This is a genomic window from Mycobacterium gordonae, assembly GCF_002101675.1.
In the GTDB taxonomy this organism is placed as follows: domain Bacteria; phylum Actinomycetota; class Actinomycetes; order Mycobacteriales; family Mycobacteriaceae; genus Mycobacterium; species Mycobacterium gordonae.
In genome coordinates, this window is the sequence record NZ_LQOY01000175.1 from 1 (window position 1) to 24,244 (window position 24,244).

Here is a 24,244-nt window from a genome sequence, read left to right on the forward strand (position 1 = left end):
CGCCGGCGGATGCGGGTAACCACTTGGCATTGCAACTCCTAAGATCCATGTTGTTGCAATGACCGTATGAATTTGCCAGCCGAATCCTCGCCATGACGTCACGCTCGCGGTCCGCGGAGATGAAGTAGCGTAGGCCCCGCCCAGCCAACCTGGGCGGGGCCTATTGCGGTGCAACCACAAACTCGGGAGAGACAACAGTGAGCGACGCAGCAATCCAGCGAGTGGGCGTGATCGGGGCCGGGCAGATGGGCTCCGGTATTGCCGAGGTGTCGGTCCGGGCGGGCGTCGCCGTCACGGTCTTCGAGACGACCGATGCGCTGATCACCGCCGGCCGTAATCGCATCACGAAGTCCCTAGAACGCGGCGTCAGCGCCGGCAAGGTCACCGAGCGGGAGCGCGACCGCGCGCTGGGTCTGCTGACGTTCACCACCGATCTCGCCGACCTGGCCGACCGGCAGCTGGTGATCGAGGCCATCGTCGAAGACGAGACGGTGAAGGCCCAGGTGTTTGCTGAGCTGGACCGGGTGGTGACCGATCCGCAGGCCGTTCTGGCCTCCAACACCTCCAGCATCCCGATCATGAAAATCGCCGCCGCCACCAAAAACCCGCAGCGCGTCTTGGGTTTGCACTTCTTCAACCCCGTGCCGGTGCTGCCGCTGGTCGAATTGGTCAGCACCCTGGTCACCGACAAGGATGCTGCCGCCCGCACTGAGGAGTTCGCCAGTGGAGTCCTTGGCAAACAGGTCGTGCGCTGCTCGGACCGATCTGGTTTCGTGGTGAACGCCCTGCTTGTGCCCTACCTGCTCTCGGCGATCCGGATGGTCGAGGCGGGGTTCGCCACCGTGGAGGACGTCGACAAGGCCGTGGTGGCCGGGTTGTCGCACCCGATGGGGCCGCTCAAACTGTCCGACCTGGTCGGCCTGGACACCCTGAAGCTAATCGCGGACAAGATGTACGACGAGTTCAAGGAACCGCTCTACGGCCCGCCGCCGCTGTTGCAGCGGATGGTCGAGGCGGGTCTGCTGGGCAAGAAATCCGGCCGGGGTTTCTATACCTACTGACCGCAGAGCACCGGCTGATCGGGCAACGCCGCGGTAGCGGCACGACGAAGCTGGGTGCGCACCGTACGCGCGTTGACCGACAGCGAAGTCAGCGCCATCCCGGACTACTTCGTATTCTTGGCGCTGTCGAGCGACTTACGGCCGGCGCGCGCTGACCGAGCCGCGAAAGTTGCCGGGCCAGTGGTTATTTCGCCAGGGTGAACTGGTCGACGTCGGTGTATCCCTCGCGGAACAGCTTCGCGCAACCGGTCAGGTACTTCATGTATCGGTCGTAGACCTTCTCCGACTGGATCGCGATGGCCAGATCCTTCTTGGCCTCCAGCGCGGCTGCCCAGGTCTCCAGCGTCCGCGCATAGTGCAGTTGCAGGGACTGGATCCGCTTCAAGGAGAAGCCCGCCGCTTCGGACTGTTCCTCGACCACCGGCACCGTCGGTAGGTAACCGCCCGGGAAGATCTCGGCCAGGATGAACTGGCTGAAGTGAACGATCTCATGGGTCAGCGGCAGGCCCTTGGCCCTGGCTTCCTTGAACGTGGGCCGGACGATCGTATGCAGCAACATGATGCCGTCGCTGGGCAGCACCTGGTGGGCCATCTTGAAGAAGCGGGGGTAGCGCTGGCGGCCGAAGTGTTCGAAGGCGCCGATCGAGACGATGCGGTCGACCGGCTCGTGGAACTTCTCCCAGCCCTCCAGCAGCACCCGCTTGGTGCGGGGCGTGTCCAGTTCGTCGAACTTCTTCTGGACGTGGGCGGCCTGGTTCTCCGACAACGTCAGGCCCACCACGTTGACGTCGTACTTCTCGATCGCGCGCCGCATGGTGGCGCCCCAGCCGCAGCCGATGTCGAGCAGCGTCATCCCGGGCTCCAGGTTTAGCTTGCCCAGGGCCAGGTCGATCTTGGCCAGCTGGGCCTCTTCCAGAGTCATGTCCTCGCGCTCGAAGTACGCACAGCTGTACGTCTGGGTAGGGTCGAGGAACAGGCGGAAGAATTCATCGGACAGGTCGTAGTGCGCCTGCACGTTGCCGAAATGGGGCGTGAGCTGCACTGCCATTGCGATGTCAGCCTTTCTGTTTGTCGGGGTGCTCCCGGACAAAATCCGTCAGTTATACCTGCAGCGCCCCCGATGCATTCCCTGAATGCTAACCGCTGCCGTGGTGTGTAGTTGCACTCCTTCCGTCACATTTGCAGCGGTGACGGCTGACGCACGGGGCCCTCAGCCCTGTTTCAATTGCTCCCAGGCAGGCACCGTCGGCGACGGGTGCGGCTGTGCCCGGAACTTCTCCAGCGACCCGCCTGCCTCGACAATTCCGCAGAGCGCGCTCCAGCTGAGCATCGTCAGGTAGTCGATCAACTCGTCACTGCTCATCCGTGGATCCGACATCCAGGAATGTGTGGCCAACTGCACACCACCGACGATGAGGTAGGCCCACGGCTCGACCCCGCCGACATCCACGCCGGCCTCCCGCATGCGACGGCGCAGCATCACCGCGATCATGCGGGCAATGATGCGCTCCGAGTCGGCGATCACCTTGCTCTTGCTGCCAGAACTGTTCGCCATCACGAATCCGTACGGCTCCGGCTCGGCCGCCACCGTATCGACGTACACCCGTATGACTTCCCGGGTCAGGTCGTAGCCGTCCAAGTTGGAGGACAGCGCAGCGGCCATGTTGGGAATCAGCGTGGTCTGCGCGAATCGCATCATCACCGCGGTAGTGAGGTCGTTTTTGTCGACGAAGTAGCGGTAGAGCACGGTCTTCGAGACCCCGATCTCCGCCGCGATCTCGTCCATGCTCAAAAAGCGGCTCTGCCGGCGGATCGCCTCGATCGTGCCGTCGACCAACTCATTGCGACGGTCGACCTTGTGTTGGTGCCAACGCCGCTTACGGCCATCGGTCTTAGCGGTCCGAGCCGGGATGTGTTGTGCCAATGTCGCCGTTTCCCATTCACTACCTGGACGCATCGATACTACGGCTTGCGGGGGCCCGGATGCCTGGAGCGACGGACCGCGTGAGGCTTCCGAACAGTGTGGGTAACACTAACCGGTGGCTTTGATAGCGGATGATGGTGTGGTGGCACACAGAGCCCTGACGACAGGGGCACCCCCGGCTGCGCCGCCGGGTCCGGGCGGGGGGCGGGGCGGTCGCACATCCCTCGCCGAGTCTTTCGCCGGTGCCGATCCCGAGGCCGACGCCGAACGGCGCACTGCACTGCGGCGAATGAAGGCGGTGGCGCTGAGCTTCCTGATCGGCGCGACCGTGGTGTTCCTGGTGTGTCGGTGGGCCAACGCGCACGGCACCGCGCCGGGCTGGGTCGGTTATGTCGGGGCCGCGGCCGAGGCGGGCATGGTGGGAGCCTTGGCGGACTGGTTCGCGGTGACCGCGCTGTTCAAGCATCCGCTGGGCATTCCGATCCCGCACACCGCCATCATCAAGCGCAAGAAAGACCAGCTCGGTGAGGGCTTGGGCACTTTCGTCCGGGAGAACTTCCTGTCGGCGGAGGTGGTGGAGACCAAACTGCGCGACGCCCAGGTGCCCAGTCGGCTGGGCAAGTGGCTGTCCGAGCCCACCCATTCCCAGCGAGTGGCCGGTGAGGTGGCGACCGTATTGCGCGTCCTTGTCGAACTGTTGCGTGACGAGGACGTCCAGCAGGTGATCGACCGGATGATCGTGCGCCGCATCGCCGAGCCGCAGTGGGGACCGCCGGTGGGCCGGGTGCTGCAGACGCTGCTGGTCGAGAACCGCCAGGAAGCCCTCATCCAGTTGCTGGCGGACCGGGCCTTTCAGTGGTCGCTGAACGCCGGGGTGGTGATTCAGCGGGTCGTCGAGCGCGATTCTCCGACCTGGTCACCCCGCTTCGTCGACCATCTCGTGGGCGACCGCATCCACCGGGAGCTGATGGACTTCACCGACAAGGTGCGCCGCAACCCTGACCACGAGCTGCGTCGGTCGGCCACCCGGTTCCTGTTCGAGTTCGCCGACGACCTGCAGAACGACCCCGACACGATCGCGCGCGCCGACGCGGTCAAAGAGCAGCTGATGGCCCGCGACGAGGTGGCGAAAGCCGCCGAGACCGCGTGGACGACGCTCAAGCGGCTGGTACTCGAGGGTGTCGACGACCCGTCGAGCACGCTGCGCACCCGCATCGCCGACACCGTGATCCGGATCGGGGCGTCGCTGCGAGACGACGCAGGGCTGCGCGACAAGGTCGACGGCTGGATGGTGCGAGCCGCTCAGCACCTGGTTTCGCAATATGGGGTAGAGATCACAGCGATCATTACTGAGACGATCGAGCGCTGGGACGCGCAGGAAGCCAGCCGTCGAATTGAGCTGCATGTGGGCCGTGACCTGCAGTTTATCCGGATCAACGGCACCGTCGTGGGCGCGCTGGCCGGTCTGGCCATCTATGCCATCGCGCAGCTGCTGTTCTGAAAAGTGCTAACTGACTGCTTGCAATAGCAAGCACTCCTCCGTACCCTGATTGGCGTAAAGCAAACATAAATCTGACGCAGGAGTGACCGATGACGCCGGAGGAGAAGCTGGGCACCAAGGTGTCCGCAAAAGCCTCTGACGTGGCCTCCGACATCGGCAGCTTCATCAGGTCGCAGCGCGAGACGGCGCAGGTCTCGATGCGGCAGCTTGCCGAACGGTCGGGTGTCAGCAACCCTTATTTGAGCCAGGTCGAGCGTGGACTGCGCAAGCCGTCCGCCGACGTCCTGGCCCAGATCGCTAAGGCGCTACGGGTTTCCGCGGAGGTGCTCTATGTGCGGGCCGGCATTCTCGAGCCCAGAGAGGCGAGCCAGGTGCGTGACGCCATCGTCACCGACACCGCCATCACTGAGCGTCAGAAGCAGGTTCTGCTGGACATCTACACGTCGTTCACGCAGCAGAACGAGGCCAACCATGAGGAGTGTCCGAGCGAATCCGACGACGACTGACAGCGATCTGGCTGACACGGAAGTCGACGGTCCCGACTGACCCGACCATCCAGGAGGTTTCCGGCAAGTCGCGCACCAATGTCAATCCGCGGGTCTTGACATTTCCTGCCCACAGGAGCCGGACTTGCGCAAATTTCAACCATTTAGCACTAACCCCGATATCGAATATCTAAGGAAAGGAAACACCATGGCTGACAACACCAACATCGAGGACCTGAAAGCTCCGCTGCTTGCCGCGCTGGGTGCGGCTGACCTGGCCCTGGCCACCGTCAACGACCTGATCGCCAACCTGCGTGAGCGCGCCGAGGAGACCCGCAGCAACCTGCGCGAGCGCGCCGAGGAGACCCGCACCGACACCCGCAGCCGGGTCGAGGAGAGCCGCGCTCGCCTGACCAAGCTGCAGGAGGACCTGCCCGAGCAGTTCACCGAGTTGCGCGAGCGGTTCACCGCTGAGGAGCTGCGCAAGGCGGCCGAGGGCTACGTCGAGGCTGCCACCAGCCGGTACAACGAGCTGGTCGAGCGTGGCGAGGCCGCCCTGGAGCGGCTGCGCAGCCAGTCGGCTTTCGAGGACGCGTCGGCGCGTGCCGAGGGCTACGTCGACCAGGCCGTGGAGCTGACCCAGGAAGCGCTGGGCACCGTTGCCTCGCAGACCCGCGCCGTGGGCGAGCGTGCCGCCAAGCTGGTCGGGATCGAGTTGCCGAAGAAGGCGGAGGCTCCGGCCAAGAAGGCCGCTCCGGCTAAGAAGGCCGCTCCGGCCAAGAAGGCCGCTCCGGCCAAGAAGGCTCCCGCCAAGAAGGCTCCGGCCAAGAAGGTCACCCAGAAGTAAGTCCGGGGTAGCCCGAGAACACCACTCGACTCCAAGTCGCCGCACTGCGGCGACTTGGACCAGAGAAACACCACTCGACTCCAAGTCGCCGCACTGCGGCGACTTGGAGTCGACGTTTTTGCGGCGGCCCGCATAGTCTTATGAGCGTGCAAGCCGTAGGTACCGTCATGTTCGTTCTGTGGGTCGCCGTCGCAGTCGCGACGGTCTATGCGTTCGTGCACGCCGCACTGCAACGTTCGGACGCATACACCGCCGCCGACAAGCAGACCAAGCCCCTGTGGTTGGTGATCCTCGGTGGCGCCATGGCGCTGATCACCATCCTGTACGGCATCTTCGGCGTGATGGCGATAGCGGCGGCAGCGGTCGCGACCGGCGTGTATCTGGTCGACGTGCGTCCCAAGCTCCTCGAAGTGCAGGGTAAGTCGCGCTAGCGGATGAAGTTCGTGTTCATTGCGCCGGCAGCGGCGCTCGCTTCGCTGCTGGGCGCGGTTCCCGCGGTTGCTGATCCCGGCGGCCCCGACGGTGCGTCGCCACCGTTCGTGGACCACACCGAATGGGCGTCCTGGGGCAGCCTGTCCACCCTGCGTGTCTATCCGAGTCCCTCGGGCCGTGCCGCAGCCCGGGCGTCGGCAATCGCTGGCGCCCATCCGCAAGCGGCCGACGAAGCCTGGTCGGAGGTGCTGGGGCGGGCACCGGATGCCGACACGCCCGGCATGCGCGCGCAGTTCGTCTGTCATTGGCAGTTCGCCGAGATCGCGCAGCCCGGCAAGATCAGCTGGAACCTGGAGCCGTGGCGTCCCGTCGTCGACGACGCCGAGATGGTGGCATCCCGCTGCAATCCGGGCGCCGCGGAAGAGCCCTTCTGATGGCCGGCCCGCCGACCCGCCGGCAGCTGGCCGCGATGGTCGATCACACCCTGCTCAAACCCGAAGCCAGCGAGGCCGACGTAGCCGCGCTGGTCGCCGAGGGCGTCGATCTGGGGGTCTACGCCGTGTGTGTCTCGCCGTCGATGGTGCCGTTCGCCGTTGCCCACGGCGGCGTTCGCGTCGCCGCGGTGGCCGGCTTTCCGTCGGGCAAGCACCTGTCCGCGATCAAGGCGCAGGAGGCGGCCGCCGCGGTTGCTGCCGGCGCCGTCGAGGTCGACATGGTCATCGACGTCGGGGCGGCCTTGACGGGCCGGTTCGACGCGGTGCGGGCTGATGTCGCCGCGGTACGTGCCGCCGCGGCCGGTGCGGTGCTGAAGGTGATCGTGGAGTCGGCGGTGCTGCTTGCGCTGGGCGACGAGCGCGCGCTGGCCGACGTATGCCGGGCGGCCGAAGACGCCGGCGCCGATTTCGTCAAGACCTCGACCGGCTTCCATCCCGCCGGCGGTGCGTCGGTGCGCGCCGTCGAAGTGATGGCCGCGACCGTGGGCGGACGGTTGGGAGTCAAGGCCAGCGGCGGCATCCGTGGCGCCACCGACGCGCTGGCCATGCTGGACGCCGGGGCGACGCGTCTGGGTCTGTCCGGTACCCGGGCCGTGCTCGACGGCCTGACTTAGGCCGGGCCTAACTCACAGGTCGGCCAGGCAGGGGTCGGTGTTGCCGGTCGGGATGGTGGCGTTGCGGGCGGCGAAGCGTGCCACCACGCCGCTGTCGGTGACCTCGACGCTCTCGGCCTTGACGCCCAGCGGGTAATTCTTGGTCAGGCTGTCGGTGTACTCGTTGAGCGTCGACTGCACGGACTCCTTCGGCAGCGAGAAGCCGAGCGTGTTGAAACTGACGATCTGCAGTTCGATGCCGCCATTACCGGTCACCACCGGCTTGGCGACGATGTCGTTGAGCATGCCCTTCAGCTCCACCGTGTTGTCCTTGGGGTGGGTGATCACGCTGCTGGTGACGAACTCACCAAGAATCGGGATCGCGTTCTGCACCGACTCCTTGATGCCCTGGGCGGTCCAGGTGATGGTGGCGTCCAGCGCACCGATCGTCCCCTTGGACTCGGACGTCTTGTTGATGTTGACGTCCTGGATGTTCAGTTGCAGCTTCATACCCTTGGCGTCGCGGATCTGGTTACCCGCCGTCTCGATCTTGATGTTCGTGTAGTGGTCGGTGGCCACCTGCCACAGCACCAGCGGCGTCACCCCGAAGGACGCGGTGGCCTGGTCTTTCACCACGCAGGCGGTCGCGGCGGCGACCCGGTTGTTGGCTTCGTGCCGGACGTAGAGTTCGGCGCCGATCAGACCCGCGACTACCAGCGAGAACACGATGATCAGCACCAGCAGGATGGCGAGTGGATCGCGACGTGAGCGCTTCTTCTTCTTGACCTCGCCGGCTTCGTCGGCCGGCGGGGCGATCGGGGTGGTGCGGTCGGCGCCCGGCATGGGAGGTGGCGTCGGGGGGATGCGCCGCGTGTCGGCATTGGCGCCGGCCAGGTGCTCGGTCTGTGGCGGCGGCGGCGCGGGCGGGGGCTGCTGCTGTTCGAATCCGCCGCCGCGGGGGTCGCCGGGATGCAGCCGCCCGGTGGAAGGATCCGCGGGGGCCGGAGGTCGGCCGAGCGGTCCCTGATCGCCCGGACGTGCCCAACCGGATGGGCCTTCGTTGCGTGGTCCCTGCGGAGTCGTCACCTTCGAGATTCTGCCCTATCGCTGTGAATAAAGGTTGAGCGGTTGCGCAGCACCCCGATGCTGTCGCGGGCCTTCGCCACCTCCTCGAGGTCGATGTCGGCGACGACCAGTTCCGGCTGGGAGCCCGCGGAAGCCACGACTTCCCCCAGCGGCGACGCCACCAGGCTGCCCCCGACGCCCGTGGGCGCGGTCGAGCCGCCCAGGGTGTCACCGGGATCAGCCTGACCGGCCGCGATGACGAAACTCGTCGAATCCAGGGCTCGTGCCCGGGCCAGCAGGGTCCACTGATCGAGTTTGCCGGGCCCGGCGCCCCAGGAAGCGCAGACCACGATCAGCTGGGCTCCGCGGTCGGCCAATTCGGTGTACAGCGCCGGAAACCGGATGTCGTAGCACAGGGTCAGACCCACCGGGACGCTGTCGATCTCGATCACTACCGGTTGCCGGCCGGGCGCCACGGTGCGCGATTCGGCGAAGCCGAACGCGTCGTAAAGGTGGATCTTGTCGTAACGGGCATCCGGCTCATTCGGTTTGCCCGGACCGACCGCGATCAGCGTATTGGTGACTCGCCCGTCCCCGGACGGGACGAACATGCCGGCCACTACGGTGATTCCGGCGTCGGCGGCGATTTCGCGGACCCCGTCGGCCCACGGACCGTCGACCGGCTCGGCGACCGGTCCCAGCGGAACGCCGAACCGGCACATGGTCGCTTCCGGGAACACCACCAGGCCGGCGCCGGCGTCGGCGGCGCGCTGCGCGTACTCGCGCACCAGCCGCAGATTCGCGGCCGGGTCGGTGCCGCTCAGGATCTGGGCCAATGCGACTCGCATGGACGCCAGCTTAGGCACGTGACGGTGCTCAGCCGGTCCCGTTTCGCGCCGCCGATCCGTCCGCGCTGTTGAGCCACGAAGTCGTGAAGCGCTGCTCGATGGTCACCAGTTGGCCCAGTTCGTTGCCGATCAGCCGCTCCAGCTTGCCGCCGATGAACGGCACGCGCACCTGGATGGTGAGTTGCAGCGTGATCCTGGAACGGTTCGACTCGGAGACGGGTTGCAGCAGCGCCGTGCCCCACAGGTTGACCGGCGCGCCGACGATCGATCCCGCGATGGATGCGGTGGCGATGCCGTCCCTGATCGGGCCCCACGTCTCCTCGCGGCGTACGCACAGATCACCCCGATGCAACTGCGTGACCAGCGCTGGCAGGTTCTGGTTGAGCATCGTCTGGTGCGTGATCACCTCGATGGTGCCGTCGTCTCCGGACTCGCCGCCGATCCGCATCGACTCCAGACTGGCTACGTCGACCGGGGTTTCGGCCAGCCTGCCCTGCCAGTAAGCCAGGTCATGGAAGGCCTGGTGAACGTCTCTGACCGTGGCGTCGTAGTCGGCCGACATGTCGAATGAACGCGGCATAGTCAAAAACGCTACCGTTACGGGCCAGGAAACGGAGCACATGAAACGACAAGTCCCTTCGTTATTTGCCGGGGCACGCGTGGCCGAGTCGGTGCCGCTTGCGCCATTGACGACGCTGCGGGTGGGGCCAGTGGCGCGACGCGTAATCACCTGCGACAGCAGCGATCAGGTGGTTGCGGTGTTGCGGGCGTTGGACGCTCAAGCCGACGGCTTCGATGGTGGCACGGTTCTGGTGTTTGCTGGCGGCTCCAATTTGGTGATCGGCAACGGCCTTCCGGACCTCACCGTCGTCAGGCTGGCCAACGCCGGCATCACCGTCGACGGGAACCTGCTGCGGGCCGGGGCGGGCGCGGATTGGGACGACGTGGTGCTCCGATCCATCGAGCACGGTCTGGGCGGCCTGGAGTGCCTGTCGGGCATTCCGGGTTCGGCCGGAGCCACGCCGGTGCAGAACGTCGGTGCGTACGGCGTGGAGGTATCCGACACCATCACCCGGGTCCGGTTGCTGGATCGACACAGTGGCGAGGTGCGCTGGGCGCCCGCCGAAGAGTTGGGGTTCGGGTATCGCACCAGCGTGCTCAAGCGGGCCGACGGACTGCAACTGCCCGCCGTCGTCCTGGAGGTTGAGTTCGCGTTGGACGCCAGCGGGCGCAGCGCGCCGCTGCGCTACGGGGAGTTGACGTCGGCACTGGGGGTGGCCAGCGGGGAGCGTGGTGACCCGCAGGCGGTTCGGGCGGCGGTGCTGGCACTGCGGGCCCGCAAGGGAATGGTGCTGGACGCCGCGGACCACGACACCTGGAGCGTGGGCTCGTTCTTCACCAACCCGGTGGTCTCGACGCGGGACTACCAGCGGCTGGCGGCAACGATCGACGGGCCGGTGCCCAGCTATCCGGCGCCGGACGGCGTCAAGCTGGCCGCCGGCTGGCTGGTCGAACGCGCCGGTTTCGGGAAAGGGTTCCCCGACGAGAACGCGCCCTGCCGGCTGTCCACCAAGCACGCGCTCGCCCTCACCAACCGGGGTAACGCGACCGCGGAGGACGTGATACTACTTGCTCGCACCGTCCGGGACGGAGTTCGTGACGTGTTTGGTATCACACTGGTACCCGAGCCTGTACTGGTCGGATGTGCTTTATAGCTGCTATTTGCGTGCGCGCGAAGCCCCGCCGCACGTCTTTGCTGTGGGGCAGAGGGTGTTTCGCCCGGTATCTTTGACGTTTGTGACCACCTCCAGCACCCCCTCGAGCCAAGGGCCGATGACCCGGCGCGCGGCTTTGGCGGCCATCGGCCTCGGCGTGTTCGCGCCGGGCGTCCTGGCCGCTTGCGCCGGAGGCAAGATCACTCCGCAATCTGAGAAGAAGCCGCCGGCCGCGCCCAAGCTGACGTATCAGCCTGCCAACGCCACCGAAGACGTGGTCCCGATCGCGCCGATCAGCGTGAGCATCACCGACGGATGGTTCCAGAAGGTTGCCCTGACGAACTCGGCCGGCAAGCCTGTTGCAGGCACCTTCAACCAGGACCGCACCGTCTTCATGACCACCGAGCCGCTGGGTTACGACACCACTTACACCTGGAGCGGTTCTGCAGTCGGTCATGATGGGAAGGCCATTCCGGTGACGGGCAAGTTCATCACCGTTACGCCGAAGAAGAAGGTCGACGGCGGGTTCCAGTTGGCCGACGGTCAGACGGTCGGGATCGCGGCCCCCATCATCATCCAGTTCGACGCCCCGATCAGCGACAAGGCGGCCGTCGAGCGGGCGCTGACCATCAAGACCAATCCGCCGGTCGAGGGCAGCTGGGCGTGGTTGCCCGATGAGTCCCAGGGCGCCCGCATCCACTACCGGCCCAAGGAGTACTACCCGGCCGGCACCACCGTCAACGTTGATGCGAAGTTCTACGGGCTGCCGTTCGGCGACGGCGCTTACGGCCTGCAGGACATGTCGTTGAACATCCAGATCGGCCGGCGGCAGATCGTCAAGGCTGAGGTCACCTCCCACCGCATCCAGGTGGTCACCGACGCCGGCGTCATCATGGACTTCCCGTGCAGCTACGGCGAGGCCGACAAGGCCCGCAATGTCACCCGCAACGGCATCCACGTCGTCACCGAGAAGTACGCCGACTTCTATATGTCCAACCCGGCGGCGGGTTACAGCAACGTGCACGAGCGTTGGGCGGTGCGGATCTCCAACAACGGTGAGTTCATCCATGCCAACCCGTCCAGTGCCGGCGCGCAGGGCAACAGCAACGTCACCAACGGCTGCATCAACCTGTCGACGGCCGACGCGGCGGAATATTTCCCAACCGCGATGTACGGCGACCCCGTCGAGGTGACCGGGAGTTCCATCCAGCTCTCCTACGCCGATGGCGACATCTGGGACTGGGCCGTGGACTGGGACACCTGGGTGGGGATGTCGGCGTTGCCGGCTCCGTCGGGGCGTGCCCCGGGAACGCAGATTCCCGTGACGGCGCCCGCGACCCCGTCGACGGCACCGAGCCTGTCGGGCACGCCGACGACGACTACGACGACGACTTCGCCTAGCTCGGGGCCAGGTGGTTGAACCTCCGGGTCGCTGACGCCTGGTCGCGGGGCCGGATGATGATCTGGTCCAGATTCACATGCGGGGGCCGCGACGCCACGAACCCGATGACCTCGGCGATGTCGGCGGCGACCAGCGGAGTCATCCCCGCGTAGACGGCGTCCGCGCGTCGCTCATCCCCGTCGAACCGAACCAGCGAGAACTCGGTCTCCACGGCGCCGGGTGCTATCTCGGTGAGTCGCACCGGCTTACCCAAAAGTTCGCCGCGCAGCGTGCGGTGCAATGCGCCCTGGGCATGCTTGGCCGCGGTGTAGCCCGCCCCGCCGTCGTAAATCTCAAGGGCCGCAATAGAAGTCACCGTGACGATCAGGCCGTCGCCGGACTCGATCAGCTTGGGCAGCAGTGCCCGCGTCACCCGTAAGGTGCCCAGCACGTTGGTCTCCCACATCCAGCGCCAGTGCTCCATGTCGGCATCGGCCACCGGCGCCAGGCCCTTCGCGCCACCGGCGTTGTTGACCAGCACGTCGACCCGGTCCAGTCCATGGGCCAACGCGGCCACATCGTCGTCCTTTGTGACGTCGGCCACAACGGCGGTGCCCCCGATCTGCTGCGCCAGTGCCTTGATCCGATCGGCCCGCCGTGCCACTGGAACGACGTGAAAGCCTTGTGCTGCAAGTGTTTTGGCGGTGGCTTCGCCGATCCCGGAACTGGCTCCGGTCACCACGGCGACGGGTTGGTGCGGTTCGGGGGAACTCATCGGGACAACTGTAATAAACGTGCTAAATTTTCGGGGTGTACTGCAGTGCCTCGTTCCGCACGACGACCGCGTGTATCTACGCGGGCGCGTGTTGTTGTCGCGCACTTTGCCGCGCCTGAACTGACGCAAGTCGCGGGTGTGGCCAGGGACCCGGCCATCGGAACTCGTAAAAGGACTGCCAGTGCACTCGACTACTCTCACCCACCAATCGCACAGCCGCACCGGGCATAACGGACCGTTGCGGGCGTACCGTCAGGTCGTGCCCCCGGCTTTACACATCGGCGATTCGGCGGCGGCATCGGTGTTCCGCGCGGTGCGGTTGCGCGGGCCCGTCGGTCGCGACGTCATCGCCAATGTCACCTCTTTGAGCATCGCAACGGTGAACCGTCAGGTCATCGCGTTGCTCGACGCCGGACTGCTGCGCGAACGCGCCGACCTCGCGGTTTCCGGGGCGATCGGACGCCCGCGGGTACCGGTCGAGGTCAACCACGAGCCCTTCGTCACGCTCGGCATCCACGTCGGGGCGCGCACCACCAGCATCGTCGCCACCGACCTGTTCGGCCGCACGCTGGACACCGTCGAGACGCCCACGCCGCTCAATGCCGCGGGGCCTGCCCTAACGTCGCTGTCCCACAGCGCCAGCCGCTACCTGCGCCGCTGGCACCGGCGGCGTGCGCTGTGGGCCGGCGTGGCGATCGGCGGCACCGTCGACAGCGCCACCGGTCTGGTCGATCACCCCCGGCTGGGCTGGCGGCAGGCGCCGGTCGGCCCGGTGCTGGCTGATGCGCTCGGCCTGCCCGTGTCGGTTGCGTCCCACGTTGACGCCATGGCCGGAGCGGAACTGCTGCTGGGCATGCGGCGGTTCGCGCCGGGCACGTCGACCAGCCTGTACGTGTATGCCCGCGAGACCGTGGGCTACGCGCTGGTGATCGGCGGACGGGTGCACTGCCCGGCCAGCGGTCCGGGGACCATCGCGCCACTGCCCGTGCAATCGGAGCTGCTCGGCGGCTCCGGGCAGCTGGAATCCACCGTCAGCGACGAGGCCGTACTGGCGGCCGCCCGTCGGCTCCGGATCCTGCCCGAGCTGGCCCCAGCTATTCGTCCCGGCGCGTCGACGACCGCGATGACCGACCTGCTGCGTGTGGCGCGAGCCGGCAGTGAGCAGGCACGGGAATTGCTGTCCGAGCGGGCGCGGGTCCTCGGCGGGGCCGTTGCACTACTGCGCGACATGCTCAACCCCGACGAAGTGGTGGTCGGCGGCCAGGCGTTCACCGAGTATCCGGAGGGGATGGCCGAAGTGGAGGCCGCTTTCGCCGAGCGCTCCGTGCTGGCGCCGCGCGACATCCGCGTCACCGCTTTCGGCAACCGCGTCCAGGAGGCCGGAGCGGGGATCGTGTCACTGGACGGGCTCTACGCCGACCCGCTGGGGGCGATGCGCCGATCGGGAGCACTGGGCAGCCGGCTTGCGGACACCGAGCCCGAGGCTATCGCCAAGTAGGGGTCTGAGCTGCGCAACCCATGCGGCCGGGCTTACGCTTTGGCGCGTCCTGTAAAGATGACAGTGTGCGTTACGACGACGAACCACGCCGGGTAGCCCTGCTCGCGGTGCACACCTCGCCGCTGGCACAGCCTGGCACCGGTGACGCCGGCGGCATGAATGTCTACGTTCTGCAAAGCGCGCTGCACCTGGCCAAACGCGGCATCGAGGTGGAGATCTTCACCCGGGCCACCGCCTCCGCCGACCCGCCGGTGGTGCGGGCCGCACCGGGTGTGCTGGTCCGCAATGTGGTCGCGGGGCCGTTCGAGGGCCTGGACAAGTACGATTTGCCGACCCAGCTGTGCGCCTTCGCCGCCGGCGTGCTGCGCGCCGAAGCCGCGCACGAGCCGGGTTATTACGACATCGTGCACTCCCATTACTGGTTGTCCGGTCAGATCGGCTGGCTCGCCCGAGACCGTTGGGCGGTGCCGTTGGTGCATACCGCGCACACGCTGGCCGCGGTGAAGAACGCCGCGCTGGCCGCGGGCGACATCCCCGAGCCGCCGTTGCGCACGGTGGGCGAACAGCAGGTCGTCGACGAGGCGGACCGGCTCATCGTGAACACCGAAGATGAAGCGCGGCAATTGATTTCGTTGCATCACGCGGATCCGGCACGGATCGATGTGGTACATCCCGGGGTTGACCTGGAGGTCTTTCGCCCGGGTGACCGGGCGGCGGCCCGGACCAGGTTGGGGCTGTCGCCCGACGAGCCGGTGGTGGCCTTCGTCGGACGCATCCAACCGCTGAAGGCACCCGATATCGTGCTGCGTGCGGCGGCGCGGCTGCCGGGGGTGCGCATCATCGTGGCCGGCGGGCCGTCCGGCAGCGGCCTGGCCTCCCCGGATGGCTTGGCACGACTTGCCGATGAACTCGGCATCGCTTCGCGGGTGACCTTCCTGCCGCCACAGTCGCGCGAAGATCTGGCCAGGTTGTTCCACGCGGCCGATCTGGTGGCGGTGCCGAGTTATTCGGAATCGTTCGGCTTGGTCGCGGTGGAGGCGCAGGCCTGCGGCACGCCGGTGGTGGCCGCCGCGGTGGGCGGGCTGCCGGTGGCGGTGCGCGACGGCATCACGGGGACGTTGGTGTCGGGGCACGAGGTGGGCCAGTGGGCCGAGGCCATCGATCGACTGCTGCGCGTCAGTGCCGGCCCGCAGGGCTGGGCGATGAGCCGGGCCGCAGCCAAGCACGCCGCCACGTTCTCTTGGGAGAACACCACCGACGCGCTGCTGACCAGCTACCGGCGCGCCATCGACGACTTCAGCGCCGGACGTCAGCGCCGGGTGCGCGACCTCGTCGCCAAGCGCAAGCCGCGGCGCTGGTCGGCCCGGCGGGGGGTGGGCGCATGAGTGTGGAACAGGTGATCGAGGACGCGCTGCGGGCCAGCGAGCTGAACTACTCCAAACACGCCGGGGCCCGCGGCGGGCTGCCGGGAATCATTGTGGAGCTGCCCGGCGAGCGCAGGCTCAAGACGAACACGATTCTGAGTATCGGCGAGCATTCGGTGCGGGTGGAGGCGTTCGTCTGCCGCAAACCCGACGAGAACCACGAGGGCGTCTACCGGTTCCTGCTCAAGCGCAACCGCCGGCTCTACGGGGTCGCCTACACCCTGGACAAGGTCGGCGACATCTACCTCGTCGGGCGGATGTCGCTGGCCTCGGTCAGCGCCGACGAGCTCGACCGGGTGCTCGGTCAGGTGCTCGAGGCGGTCGATTCGGACTTCAATACGTTGCTGGAGTTGGGATTTCGCTCGTCCATTCAGAAAGAGTGGGAGTGGCGGGTATCGCGCGGTGAGTCGCTGAAGAACCTGGAGGCATTCGCGCACCTGATAGACGAAGACGACGAGACTGCGTGAGAGACTTGCCGGCATGGGAGACACTGCCACGCTGGTACTGCTGCGCCATGGCGAGAGCGAATGGAACGCCCTCAATCTCTTCACCGGCTGGGTTGACGTCGGCCTAACCGAGAAGGGTCGCGCCGAGGCGGTGCGTGGCGGCGAGCTGCTGGCCGAGCAGGGTCTGTTGCCCGACGTGCTCTACACCTCGTTGCTGCGGCGCGCGATCAGCACCGCGCACCTGGCTCTCGACGCCGCCGACCGGTTGTGGATTCCGGTGCACCGCAGCTGGCGACTCAACGAGCGCCACTATGGCGCGTTGCAGGGCCTGGATAAGGCGGAGACAAAGCAGCGCTACGGTGAAGAGCAGTTCATGGCCTGGCGGCGCAGCTACGACACACCCCCACCGGCCATCGAGAAGGGCAGCAAGTTCAGCCAGGACGCCGACCCGCGCTATGCGAACATCAGCGGCGGGCCGCTCACCGAGTGCCTTGCCGACGTCGTGGCGCGCTTCCTGCCGTACTACACCGACGTCATCGTCCCGGAGCTGCGCACCGGCAAGACGGTACTGATCGCCGCGCACGGCAATTCGTTGCGCGCGCTGGTCAAGTATCTGGACCAGATGTCCGACGAGGACGTCGTGGGCCTGAACATCCCGACCGGCATTCCCCTGCGCTACGACCTGGACGAGCAGCTGCGCCCGAAGGTCCCCGGCGGGACTTACCTGGACCCCGAGGCAGCTGCCGCCGGTGCCGCGGCCGTGGCCAGCCAGGGCGCGGCAAAAGGCTGATTGCGGCCCGCAACGGACCGTTTGCTGAACATCCCGTTAACGACAGCGGAACACCTGTACCGCAGCGTGTGACTTGTCCGGTTTTAGCCGTGCTCCGCTAGGGCTGTGTTCACCCGATTTGTAGGATTTTGTATGTGACTGTGTTCTCGGCACTGTTGCTGGCCGGGGTTCTGTCCGGACTGGCACTGGCCGTAGGCATCGTGGTGGGCGCCCGGCTGGCGAAGCAGGCGGGGCAACACCGCCACGGCGCCGCCACCGACGGGACGGGTATCACCGTCGCCCAGATGCTGCAACGGATCGTCGCCCTGATGCCCATGGGTGCGGCGGTGGTGGATACCCACCGTGACGTCGTATATCTCAACGATCGCGCCAGGGAACTCGGTTTGGTGCGCGACCGGCAGCTCGACGACGCCGCGTGGAAGGCCGCGCAGCAGGCGCTGGGCGGTGAGGATGTCGAATTCGACCTGGCTCCGGTCAAGCGAGCGGGCGGCAGGTCCGGACTGTCGGTACATGGACACGCCCGGCTGCTGAGCGAGGAAGACCGCCGATTCGCCGTGGTGTTCGTCCACGATCAGTCCGACTACGCCCGCATGGAGGCGACCAGGCGTGATTTCGTGGCCAACGTGAGCCACGAGCTCAAGACGCCCGTGGGCGCCATGACTTTGCTCGCCGAGGCCCTGTTGGCCTCCGCCGATGACACCGAGACGGTTCGGCGCTTCGCCGAGAAGGTGCTGATCGAGGCCAACCGGCTGGGTGACATGGTGGCCGAACTGATCGAGCTGTCGCGCTTGCAGGGCGCCGAGCGGTTGTCCAACGTGAGCGCTGTAGACATCGACACGGTGGTGTCGGAAGCGATTTCGCGGCACAAGGTGGCTGCGGAGAACGCCGACATCGAGATCCGTACCGACGCGCCGAGCGGACTGCAGGTGCTGGGCGACCAGACACTGCTGGTAACGGCGCTGGCCAACCTGGTGTCCAACGCGATCGCCTACTCCCCGCGGGGATCGCTGGTGTCGATCAGCCGGCGCCGCCGCGGCGACAACATCGAGGTCGCAGTCACCGATCGGGGCATCGGAATCGCGCTGGAAGACCAGGAGCGCGTATTCGAGCGTTTCTTCCGCGGTGACAAGGCGCGTTCGCGCGCCACCGGCGGCAGTGGACTGGGGCTGGCGATCGTCAAGCACGTCGCGGCCAACCACGGCGGCAGTATTGGCGTGTGGAGCAAGCCGGGGACCGGATCGACGTTCACGTTGTCCATCCCGGCGTTCGGCTCGCCGTCTGCGCCGGATGACATCAATCAAGAACCCGAGCAATCGCTGGGCCGTGAGATCAGGCCTAGGCAACAACGAGAGGAAGAGCTGAGCCGCTGATGACGAGCGTATTGATTGTTGAAGACGAGGAGTCGTTGGCCGATCCGTTGGCTTTTCTGCTCCGTAAGGAAGGCTTCGAGGCCACGGTGGTGAACGACGGACCGTCAGCGCTGGCCGAATTCGACCGGTCCGGTGCCGACATTGTGCTGCTGGACCTCATGCTGCCCGGCATGTCGGGAACCGACGTGTGTAAGCAGTTGCGTGCCCGCTCCGGCGTGCCGGTGATCATGGTGACCGCGCGCGACAGCGAGATCGACAAGGTGGTCGGTCTGGAGCTGGGGGCCGACGACTACGTGACCAAGCCGTATTCGGCCCGCGAACTGATCGCCCGTATCCGGGCGGTGCTGCGCCGCGGCGGCGACGACGACTCGGAGATCAGCGACGGAGTTCTCGAGTCCGGGCCGGTCCGGATGGATGTCGAACGGCACGTCGTATCGGTGAACGGTGACGCAATCACATTGCCGCTCAAGGAATTCGACTTGCTTGAGTATCTCATGCGCAACAGCGGGCGGGTGCTGACCCGGGGCCAGTTGATCGATCGGGTGTGGGGCGCCGATTATGTCGGTGACACCAAGACGCTCGACGTGCACGTCAAGCGCCTGCGCTCGAAGATCGAGGCGGACCCGGCCAACCCGGTGCACCTGGTCACGGTGCGTGGGTTGGGTTACAAGCTAGAGGGTTAGCGGGCCGCAACCACCTCGTCCGCCACGGCCAGCGCCAGCGCCATGATCGAGACCTGCGGGTTCACCTCCGGACAGCTGGGCAGGATCGAAGCGTCCGCAACCCACACGCCGTTCACACCGCGCAGGCGGCCGGTCGCATCGACCGGGCAGATCTGCTCGTCGGCACCGGCGGCCGCCGTCCCCGTCGGATGGAAGGCGGCCAGGTGCAGGCTGCGAGGGTTGGTGCGGGCCAGCACATCTCGGAGTTCGGCCTCCGACTTCACCGTCGCGCCACCGGGCAGTCCGGTGAGCACCTCGACCGCGCCGGCGGCGAACAACAATTTGCCCATCGCCTGCAACGCCACCCGCAACTTGGCGATATCAGCCGGCGCGATGTCGTAACGGACCACCGTCTCGCCGCGCACCGAATGCACCGAACCGACCCCCTGGTCGGCCACCATCGCGCCGAACGTCGCCACCTGGGGTGCCCGGTCGAGCCAGCGCAACAGCTCCGCGCCGTAGCCCGGAAACACCATCGACCCCATGCCCGGTGGCGTGGACGTGGCCTCGATCAGCACGCCGTCGGACTCGTGGAATTCGTGCACAGCCGCGCTCTGCAGCACGCCGCGCCACGCATACACATCGTCCTCGAAGCGCCCGGCCAGCACCGACGCCGGATGCAGCGCAAGATTGCGACCCATCCGCGGATGGAATCCAATATCACTGCGCCGCAACAACACTGGCGTCTCCGTTGCACCGGCTGCGATGATCACCGTCTCGGCGAGGACGTCGATCGCGGTGCCGTCGGGCCGGCGGGCCCGTACTCCGCGCGCGCGACCGCCCTCGACCAAGACCCGTTCGACGCGCGCTTCGGAGATGATGCGCGCCCCGGCCGCGCACGCCTGCGGCAGTGCATTGAGATGCACCCCGAATTTGGCGTTGTGCGGACAACCGATCGCGCACTGACAACAGCCGTCGCAGCCTGGTGCGTTGCGGGGGATGGGTGCCGCCTGCCAGCCCAGTGCGCCGGCGGCGTCCAGGAGAAGATTTCCGTTGCGCCCCATCACATCCAGTGGCACCGGTGCGACCTGCAGTGTGCGCTCGACCTCGTCGAGGTGCGCCCGCAGCCGGTCCGGGTCGGCAAACCCCAAACCGAACTTGTCGCGCCAGTGGCGCTGCACCGCGTCCGGCGGGCGGAAACAGGTGCCCGAATTCACGACGGTGGTGCCCCCGACCGCCCGGCCCATCGGCAGCACGACCGCCGGGCGGCCCAGGGCGATGGTGGCCCCGGCGCCCCGGTACAGGCCGGCGTAGCGGTCGATGGGATGGGTGGTGCGGAACTCCTCGACCGTCCAGCGACGTCCCTCCTCCAGCACGACGGACGCAAGGCCGGCCCGGGCCAGGGTGCGGGCCGCCATCGCGCCGCCCGCGCCAGAACCGACGATCACCACATCGGTGGTGACGACGGAGGCACTGTCGGCCGAGCGGGTGACGTCCAGGACCGCGTCCGGGCGCACCGCCGCGTCCGCCTGGGCGCGTGAAAGCAGTTCAGCCGCATAGGTATCCGCGCCGTTAGCCAGGAGGCTGATCACCTTCATGCCCTCGACCGCGGCGCCCGCCTCGGCGTTCAGGGCCGCGATGCGATGCAGCACCTGCTCGCGTTCGCCGGGGCCGAGTCGCGCCATCGACCGTCCGGTAGTCAGGTAGCTCGCCGCCGCCAGCGAGAACAACCCGGCCCGCACCGCGAGTCGCGACGTGGCGGGGATGCGCGACAGGTACCGGTCGACGCGTTCGGCGAACTCTGCAGAGGTGGGCCCACCATGCTCCTGCGGTAGCAGTGCGGTGCCGAAGGACGCTATCGAGGAGCGGCTGACTCGATCCGCGAGCCTGCTCATGAGCGCGCGGAGACCCGCCGCCCGAGGGCGCGCCCGAGCTTGAGGAAGAACGGGTAGGTGGCGAAGATGCCGCCGGCGGCGGCGTGCGCCGGCCAGTCCAACTCGGCGGTGTCCAGGTTGAAAGCGCCGGAGTTCCACATGAAGTCGCGGCCGTTTTCCGCGCGGAACGGACGCCACAGGAAACCCAGCCCTGGCACGTTGTTGTAGAGGCCGAACGACCCGGCGAAGAAGACACCCAGCACGGCGGCCTCGGCGACATCGCGACGCTCGGGGGGCAGGCGCCGCTCGATGAGCAGCCCGGACGCGAAGAGAAGTGGGGGGTCGAGGGCGAAGCTCATGACGGGGTCCTTTCGTTGACGGGCGGTGCCTGCTGTCCGCGCAGACCGACTTCGGTGTGACCAGTGCCTTTCAGCGACCACCGGCGATCGCCGAGCTCGATGTAGACGTCGGCCTGCTCGGTGTTGGTGCACACGCAGGCGCCGCCGTCGGGATCTGTGTATTGCAGGCTCACGCACCGTTCGTTCGGCTGGTCGACCCGGATCAGCACCTCACGGCGGCCGATGCGGCCTTCCATCTGCCAGTGCTCCAGGCCAAGCGTCGTCCGCATCCGCAGAGACGGCAAAACGCTTGCAGGCCAGTCTTTTCCGTCGATCCGGAAGCGGACGAAGGCCAGCGGGGCCAGGCGATTCAGTCCGGGTTTGTGCGACACGGCGGTGACCGCTTCCATTACGTCGCCCTCACCCAGGTCGGCGTGGATCCAGCCCCAGCGCTTGGCGTTGCCGTGCCCGTAGATGTGGGCGACGTTGCCGCGCCAGCGGTCGACCGGGAGGGTGGTGTCATCGATGGTGAGCGCGCCGGTGAAGTCGGCCGTGGGAGCCAGCACCACCTGCGCGCCGGGCAGTATCTCGCGTTCCCAGACCAGGCGGGGAAATGTCCACAGCGGCGCTGCAGTGTCCTTCCAGGACAGGTCCCAGGCCAATGACCCGGAACGTCCGGTGAGTCGTTCGGGACCCACCAGGGCGCCGGCCGCATCGAACCACAGTTCGCCCGTGGCGGGTTGCACGGGTTCAGGGCCGAAGCGCTCGGTACGAGGCGGCCCCTGTGGTGGGAACCAGGTCGCCCAGCCGTGGGCGTACGGCGCACCCACCGTGGGCGCCACCGTCTCGCAGTGCACCCACAGTCCGGCGCGTGTCGCCGGATCCGAAAGGGTGGCGTACCACACTTCGAGGCGTCCCGGCGCGCCCCGCCACCGCGGACTCGCGGCCGATCGCATTTCGTCGTCCACTGTGTTACCTCCGCTTGGACACGCGCACCGGTTGTGGCTGTTTGGCGGTCAGCTTACTGTATTGGTTGAGCCAATGAACCAATCAATCCCAATACCGCCGCCGGATCGCCAGCGCGTCGACGAGCAGATCGCCGCGTCGATCGCCGACGCCATCCTCGATGGCGCGTTCCCGCCCGGATCGACGCTGCCGCCCGAGCGGGAACTTGCCGATCAGCTCGGCGTGAACAGAACTTCGTTGCGCCAGGGCCTGGCCCGCCTTCAGCAGATGGGGTTGATCGATGTCCGGCAGGGCAGCGGCAGTGTGGTGCGCGACCCCGCGGGTCTCACCCATCCGGTGGTGGTGGAAGCCCTCGTGCGCAAGTTGGGTCCGGAGTTTCTGGTCGAACTCCTTGAAGTCCGGGCGGCACTGGGTCCGGTGATCGGGCGGCTGGCCGCACAGCGCAGCGATCCCGAGGATCACTCGGCGTTGGCCGCCGCCCTGGCCGAGGTGCGGGCGGCGGAGACTGCCGGCGCCCGCCAGGCGGCCGACCTGTCCTACTTCCACGTGCTCATCCACAGCACCCGCAACCGGGCGTTAGGTTTGCTGTACCGCTGGGTGGAGGACGCGTTCGGGGGTCGCGAACACGAACTCACCCGCGCCTATGACGACCCCGAGCCCGTGGTCGCAGACCTGCGAGCGATCACCGACGCGGTGACCGCCCGCGACGCGACCGGGGCCGCTGTAGCTGTGGAGGCATACCTGAACGCCAGCGCACTGCGGATGGTCATGGCCTACCGGGGCTCCTGAGGCCGGCCGGAGGACCGTCGCTAAGGCGTACCGTTCGTCCCGTACCGGCCGTACAACAGCCCACCGGTACCGCCGGTGCCGCCGGGCGCCAGGCCAAAACCGTTCCCCCCGTTGCCGCCGTCGCCGATCAACCACGCATTGCCGCCACCACCGCCGACCGCGTCGAAGTTGCCGCCGGTCCCGGCGTTTCCTCCGGCGCCGCCGTTGCCGATGAATTTGGCGTCGCCGCCCGCACCACCGCTGCCGACGAAGTTGCCGTTGCCCCCGGTTCCGCCGCGACCGCCATTGCCGAAGCCTGCGGCGGATCCGCCGGCTCCGCCGCCGCCGCCAGTTCCGTTGGCGGGTGCGTTCCCGCCCAGCCCGCCGGCGCCTCCGGATCCGAACAGGCCGGTGGCGGCGCCGCCCCGGCCGCCGCCGCCGGCAACCCCGCCGACGCCTGAAGCATTGCCGCCGTTTCCGCCGGTACCTCCGTTGCCGTACAGCAGTCCGCCGTTGCCACCATTGCCCCCGGCGGCGCCGACGCTACTGTTGGCGCCCCGGCCGCCGACCCCACCGTCGCCGATCAACCCGCCGTTGCCGCCGTTGCCGCCGCCAACCCCGCCGGCCAGGGCGTTGGCACCAGCGCCGCCATTGCCGAAGAAGAATCCGGCGCTGGTGCCGGACTGACCGGTGTCGACGCCGCCGTCACCGCCATTGCCGATCAGCACCCCGGCCTTGCCGGCGGCTCCACCGGTGATGCCGAATCCGCCATCGCCGCCGTTGCCGATCAAGAAGCCGGCGGTTCCGCCGCTGCCGCCGGCCCCGGGCAAACCGTTGAATCCGATGCCGGCGCCGCCGCCGGCACCGCCGTCGCCGAACAATAATCCGCCACCGCCGCCGGCACCCCCGTTGGCGGCGACACCGGCGACGTTGCCGCCGCTACCACCGGTGCCCCCGGCACCGCCGTTGCCCCACAACCTCCCGTCC

Annotated in this window: 26 protein-coding genes and 1 pseudogene; 16 read left to right on the forward strand and 11 right to left on the reverse strand. The window is 67.5% G+C overall.

Features of this window, described 5'->3' with window-relative positions; all coding sequences use genetic code 11:
* Positions 1-197: 197 nt before the first annotated feature.
* Positions 198-1,061 (forward strand): 3-hydroxybutyryl-CoA dehydrogenase, encoded by an 864-nt coding sequence (locus AWC08_RS23570; protein WP_069434455.1) that lies wholly within the window; start codon positions 198-200, stop codon positions 1,059-1,061.
* A gap of 184 nt (positions 1,062-1,245) precedes the next feature.
* Here AWC08_RS23570 and pcaA read toward each other — a convergent pair whose 3' ends face one another.
* Positions 1,246-2,109 carry a cyclopropane mycolic acid synthase PcaA gene (gene pcaA / locus AWC08_RS23575; RefSeq protein WP_065132207.1) on the reverse strand — a complete coding sequence of 288 codons (864 nt, stop codon included), beginning with the start codon at positions 2,107-2,109 and terminating at the stop codon, positions 1,246-1,248.
* A 162-nt stretch (positions 2,110-2,271) separates the two neighbouring features.
* Positions 2,272-2,985, reverse strand: a complete 714-nt coding sequence (locus AWC08_RS23580; protein ID WP_065132206.1) for a TetR/AcrR family transcriptional regulator — start codon at positions 2,983-2,985, stop codon at positions 2,272-2,274.
* Between the two features lie 139 nt (positions 2,986-3,124).
* Between AWC08_RS23580 and AWC08_RS23585 the strand changes: the two genes are divergently transcribed.
* The 6 genes from AWC08_RS23585 to deoC all read left to right on the forward strand — a co-directional run bounded on the left by AWC08_RS23585 (position 3,125) and on the right by deoC (position 7,358).
* Complete coding sequence (locus AWC08_RS23585; RefSeq protein WP_372511606.1) at positions 3,125-4,486, forward strand: DUF445 domain-containing protein; 1,362 nt, start codon at positions 3,125-3,127, stop codon at positions 4,484-4,486.
* 89 nt (positions 4,487-4,575) lie between these two features.
* The gene (locus AWC08_RS23590) at positions 4,576-4,992 is read left to right on the forward strand and encodes a helix-turn-helix domain-containing protein (protein WP_065132205.1); all 417 of its coding nucleotides are present in this window, start codon (positions 4,576-4,578) and stop codon (positions 4,990-4,992) included.
* 187 nt (positions 4,993-5,179) lie between these two features.
* Positions 5,180-5,818, forward strand: coding sequence for a heparin-binding hemagglutinin HbhA (gene hbhA / locus AWC08_RS23595; RefSeq protein WP_065132204.1), 639 nt, complete (start codon positions 5,180-5,182; stop codon positions 5,816-5,818).
* A 140-nt stretch (positions 5,819-5,958) separates the two neighbouring features.
* Positions 5,959-6,249: a DUF2516 family protein gene (locus tag AWC08_RS23600; protein ID WP_065132203.1), complete on the forward strand. Its 291-nt coding sequence runs from the start codon at positions 5,959-5,961 to the stop codon at positions 6,247-6,249.
* 3 nt (positions 6,250-6,252) lie between these two features.
* On the forward strand, positions 6,253-6,684 hold the full coding sequence (locus AWC08_RS23605; protein WP_069434454.1) for a DUF2599 domain-containing protein: 432 nt from the start codon (positions 6,253-6,255) through the stop codon (positions 6,682-6,684).
* Positions 6,684-7,358 carry a deoxyribose-phosphate aldolase gene (deoC, locus tag AWC08_RS23610; protein WP_069434453.1) on the forward strand — a complete coding sequence of 225 codons (675 nt, stop codon included), beginning with the start codon at positions 6,684-6,686 and terminating at the stop codon, positions 7,356-7,358. The genes AWC08_RS23605 and deoC overlap by 1 nt, the downstream gene beginning before the upstream one ends.
* Before the next feature lie 12 nt (positions 7,359-7,370).
* Here the strand turns inward: deoC and AWC08_RS23615 are convergent, their stop codons facing one another.
* Genes AWC08_RS23615 through AWC08_RS23625 form a run of 3 tightly spaced genes read right to left on the reverse strand, consistent with a single transcriptional unit; the run spans position 7,371 to position 9,830 of the window.
* Entirely contained in the window at positions 7,371-8,423 is a 1,053-nt protein-coding gene (locus tag AWC08_RS23615) for an LmeA family phospholipid-binding protein (RefSeq protein WP_065132200.1), read from the reverse strand.
* Entirely contained in the window at positions 8,420-9,250 is an 831-nt protein-coding gene (locus AWC08_RS23620; protein WP_065132210.1) for a carbon-nitrogen hydrolase family protein, read from the reverse strand. The genes AWC08_RS23615 and AWC08_RS23620 overlap by 4 nt, the downstream gene beginning before the upstream one ends.
* Before the next feature lie 28 nt (positions 9,251-9,278).
* Positions 9,279-9,830, reverse strand: coding sequence for a DUF2505 domain-containing protein (locus tag AWC08_RS23625; protein WP_069434452.1), 552 nt, complete (start codon positions 9,828-9,830; stop codon positions 9,279-9,281).
* A gap of 40 nt (positions 9,831-9,870) precedes the next feature.
* On the opposite strand from AWC08_RS23625, the gene AWC08_RS23630 reads away from it, so the two are divergent.
* Both AWC08_RS23630 and AWC08_RS23635 read left to right on the forward strand, forming a co-directional pair.
* On the forward strand, positions 9,871-10,965 hold the full coding sequence (locus AWC08_RS23630) for a UDP-N-acetylmuramate dehydrogenase (protein WP_069434451.1): 1,095 nt from the start codon (positions 9,871-9,873) through the stop codon (positions 10,963-10,965).
* Positions 10,966-11,047: 82 nt separating this feature from the next.
* A complete protein-coding gene (locus AWC08_RS23635) occupies positions 11,048-12,385 on the forward strand; it encodes a L,D-transpeptidase (protein ID WP_232007998.1) in 1,338 nt (445 codons plus the stop codon).
* Here AWC08_RS23635 and AWC08_RS23640 read toward each other — a convergent pair.
* Positions 12,363-13,121, reverse strand: coding sequence for an SDR family oxidoreductase (locus AWC08_RS23640; RefSeq protein ID WP_069434450.1), 759 nt, complete (start codon positions 13,119-13,121; stop codon positions 12,363-12,365). The genes AWC08_RS23635 and AWC08_RS23640 overlap by 23 nt on opposite strands.
* A gap of 181 nt (positions 13,122-13,302) precedes the next feature.
* Here AWC08_RS23640 and AWC08_RS23645 point away from each other — a divergent pair, with 181 nt between their 5' ends.
* The 6 genes from AWC08_RS23645 (at position 13,303) to regX (ending at position 19,332) form a co-directional block, all read left to right on the forward strand.
* Positions 13,303-14,619, forward strand: coding sequence for an ROK family transcriptional regulator (locus AWC08_RS23645; RefSeq protein WP_142283761.1), 1,317 nt, complete (start codon positions 13,303-13,305; stop codon positions 14,617-14,619).
* Positions 14,620-14,684: 65 nt separating this feature from the next.
* A complete protein-coding gene (mshA, locus tag AWC08_RS23650) occupies positions 14,685-16,004 on the forward strand; it encodes a D-inositol-3-phosphate glycosyltransferase (RefSeq protein WP_414855577.1) in 1,320 nt (439 codons plus the stop codon).
* Positions 16,001-16,510 carry a type III secretion system chaperone family protein gene (locus tag AWC08_RS23655; RefSeq protein WP_065132194.1) on the forward strand — a complete coding sequence of 170 codons (510 nt, stop codon included), beginning with the start codon at positions 16,001-16,003 and terminating at the stop codon, positions 16,508-16,510. Before mshA ends, AWC08_RS23655 begins: the two co-directional genes overlap by 4 nt.
* A gap of 13 nt (positions 16,511-16,523) precedes the next feature.
* Entirely contained in the window at positions 16,524-17,279 is a 756-nt protein-coding gene (locus AWC08_RS23660) for a phosphoglyceromutase (protein WP_065132193.1), read from the forward strand.
* Between the two features lie 134 nt (positions 17,280-17,413).
* A complete protein-coding gene (locus AWC08_RS23665) occupies positions 17,414-18,649 on the forward strand; it encodes a sensor histidine kinase (RefSeq protein WP_142283762.1) in 1,236 nt (411 codons plus the stop codon).
* Positions 18,649-19,332 (forward strand): two-component sensory transduction protein RegX, encoded by a 684-nt coding sequence (gene regX, locus AWC08_RS23670; RefSeq protein ID WP_065132191.1) that lies wholly within the window; start codon positions 18,649-18,651, stop codon positions 19,330-19,332. Before AWC08_RS23665 ends, regX begins: the two co-directional genes overlap by 1 nt.
* Here regX and AWC08_RS23675 read toward each other — a convergent pair.
* Genes AWC08_RS23675 through AWC08_RS23685 form a run of 3 tightly spaced genes read right to left on the reverse strand, consistent with a single transcriptional unit; the run spans position 19,329 to position 22,491 of the window.
* A complete protein-coding gene (locus AWC08_RS23675) occupies positions 19,329-21,206 on the reverse strand; it encodes a GMC family oxidoreductase N-terminal domain-containing protein (RefSeq protein ID WP_069434449.1) in 1,878 nt (625 codons plus the stop codon). The genes regX and AWC08_RS23675 overlap by 4 nt on opposite strands.
* Positions 21,203-21,544 carry a hypothetical protein gene (locus AWC08_RS23680; protein ID WP_065132189.1) on the reverse strand — a complete coding sequence of 114 codons (342 nt, stop codon included), beginning with the start codon at positions 21,542-21,544 and terminating at the stop codon, positions 21,203-21,205. The genes AWC08_RS23675 and AWC08_RS23680 overlap by 4 nt, the downstream gene beginning before the upstream one ends.
* Positions 21,541-22,491 (reverse strand): hypothetical protein, encoded by a 951-nt coding sequence (locus tag AWC08_RS23685; RefSeq protein ID WP_069434448.1) that lies wholly within the window; start codon positions 22,489-22,491, stop codon positions 21,541-21,543. Before AWC08_RS23685 ends, AWC08_RS23680 begins: the two co-directional genes overlap by 4 nt.
* A 73-nt stretch (positions 22,492-22,564) precedes the next feature.
* On the opposite strand from AWC08_RS23685, the gene AWC08_RS23690 reads away from it, so the two are divergent.
* Positions 22,565-23,278, forward strand: coding sequence for a FadR/GntR family transcriptional regulator (locus AWC08_RS23690; protein WP_069434447.1), 714 nt, complete (start codon positions 22,565-22,567; stop codon positions 23,276-23,278).
* 20 nt (positions 23,279-23,298) lie between these two features.
* Here the strand turns inward: AWC08_RS23690 and AWC08_RS39205 are convergent, their stop codons facing one another.
* Together AWC08_RS39205 and AWC08_RS39720 are read right to left on the reverse strand one after the other, a co-directional pair.
* On the reverse strand, positions 23,299-23,985 hold the full coding sequence (locus AWC08_RS39205; protein WP_419196918.1) for a PGRS repeat-containing protein: 687 nt from the start codon (positions 23,983-23,985) through the stop codon (positions 23,299-23,301).
* Between the two features lie 66 nt (positions 23,986-24,051).
* Positions 24,052-24,244 (reverse strand): annotated as a pseudogene (locus AWC08_RS39720) (hypothetical protein); the annotation flags it as partial.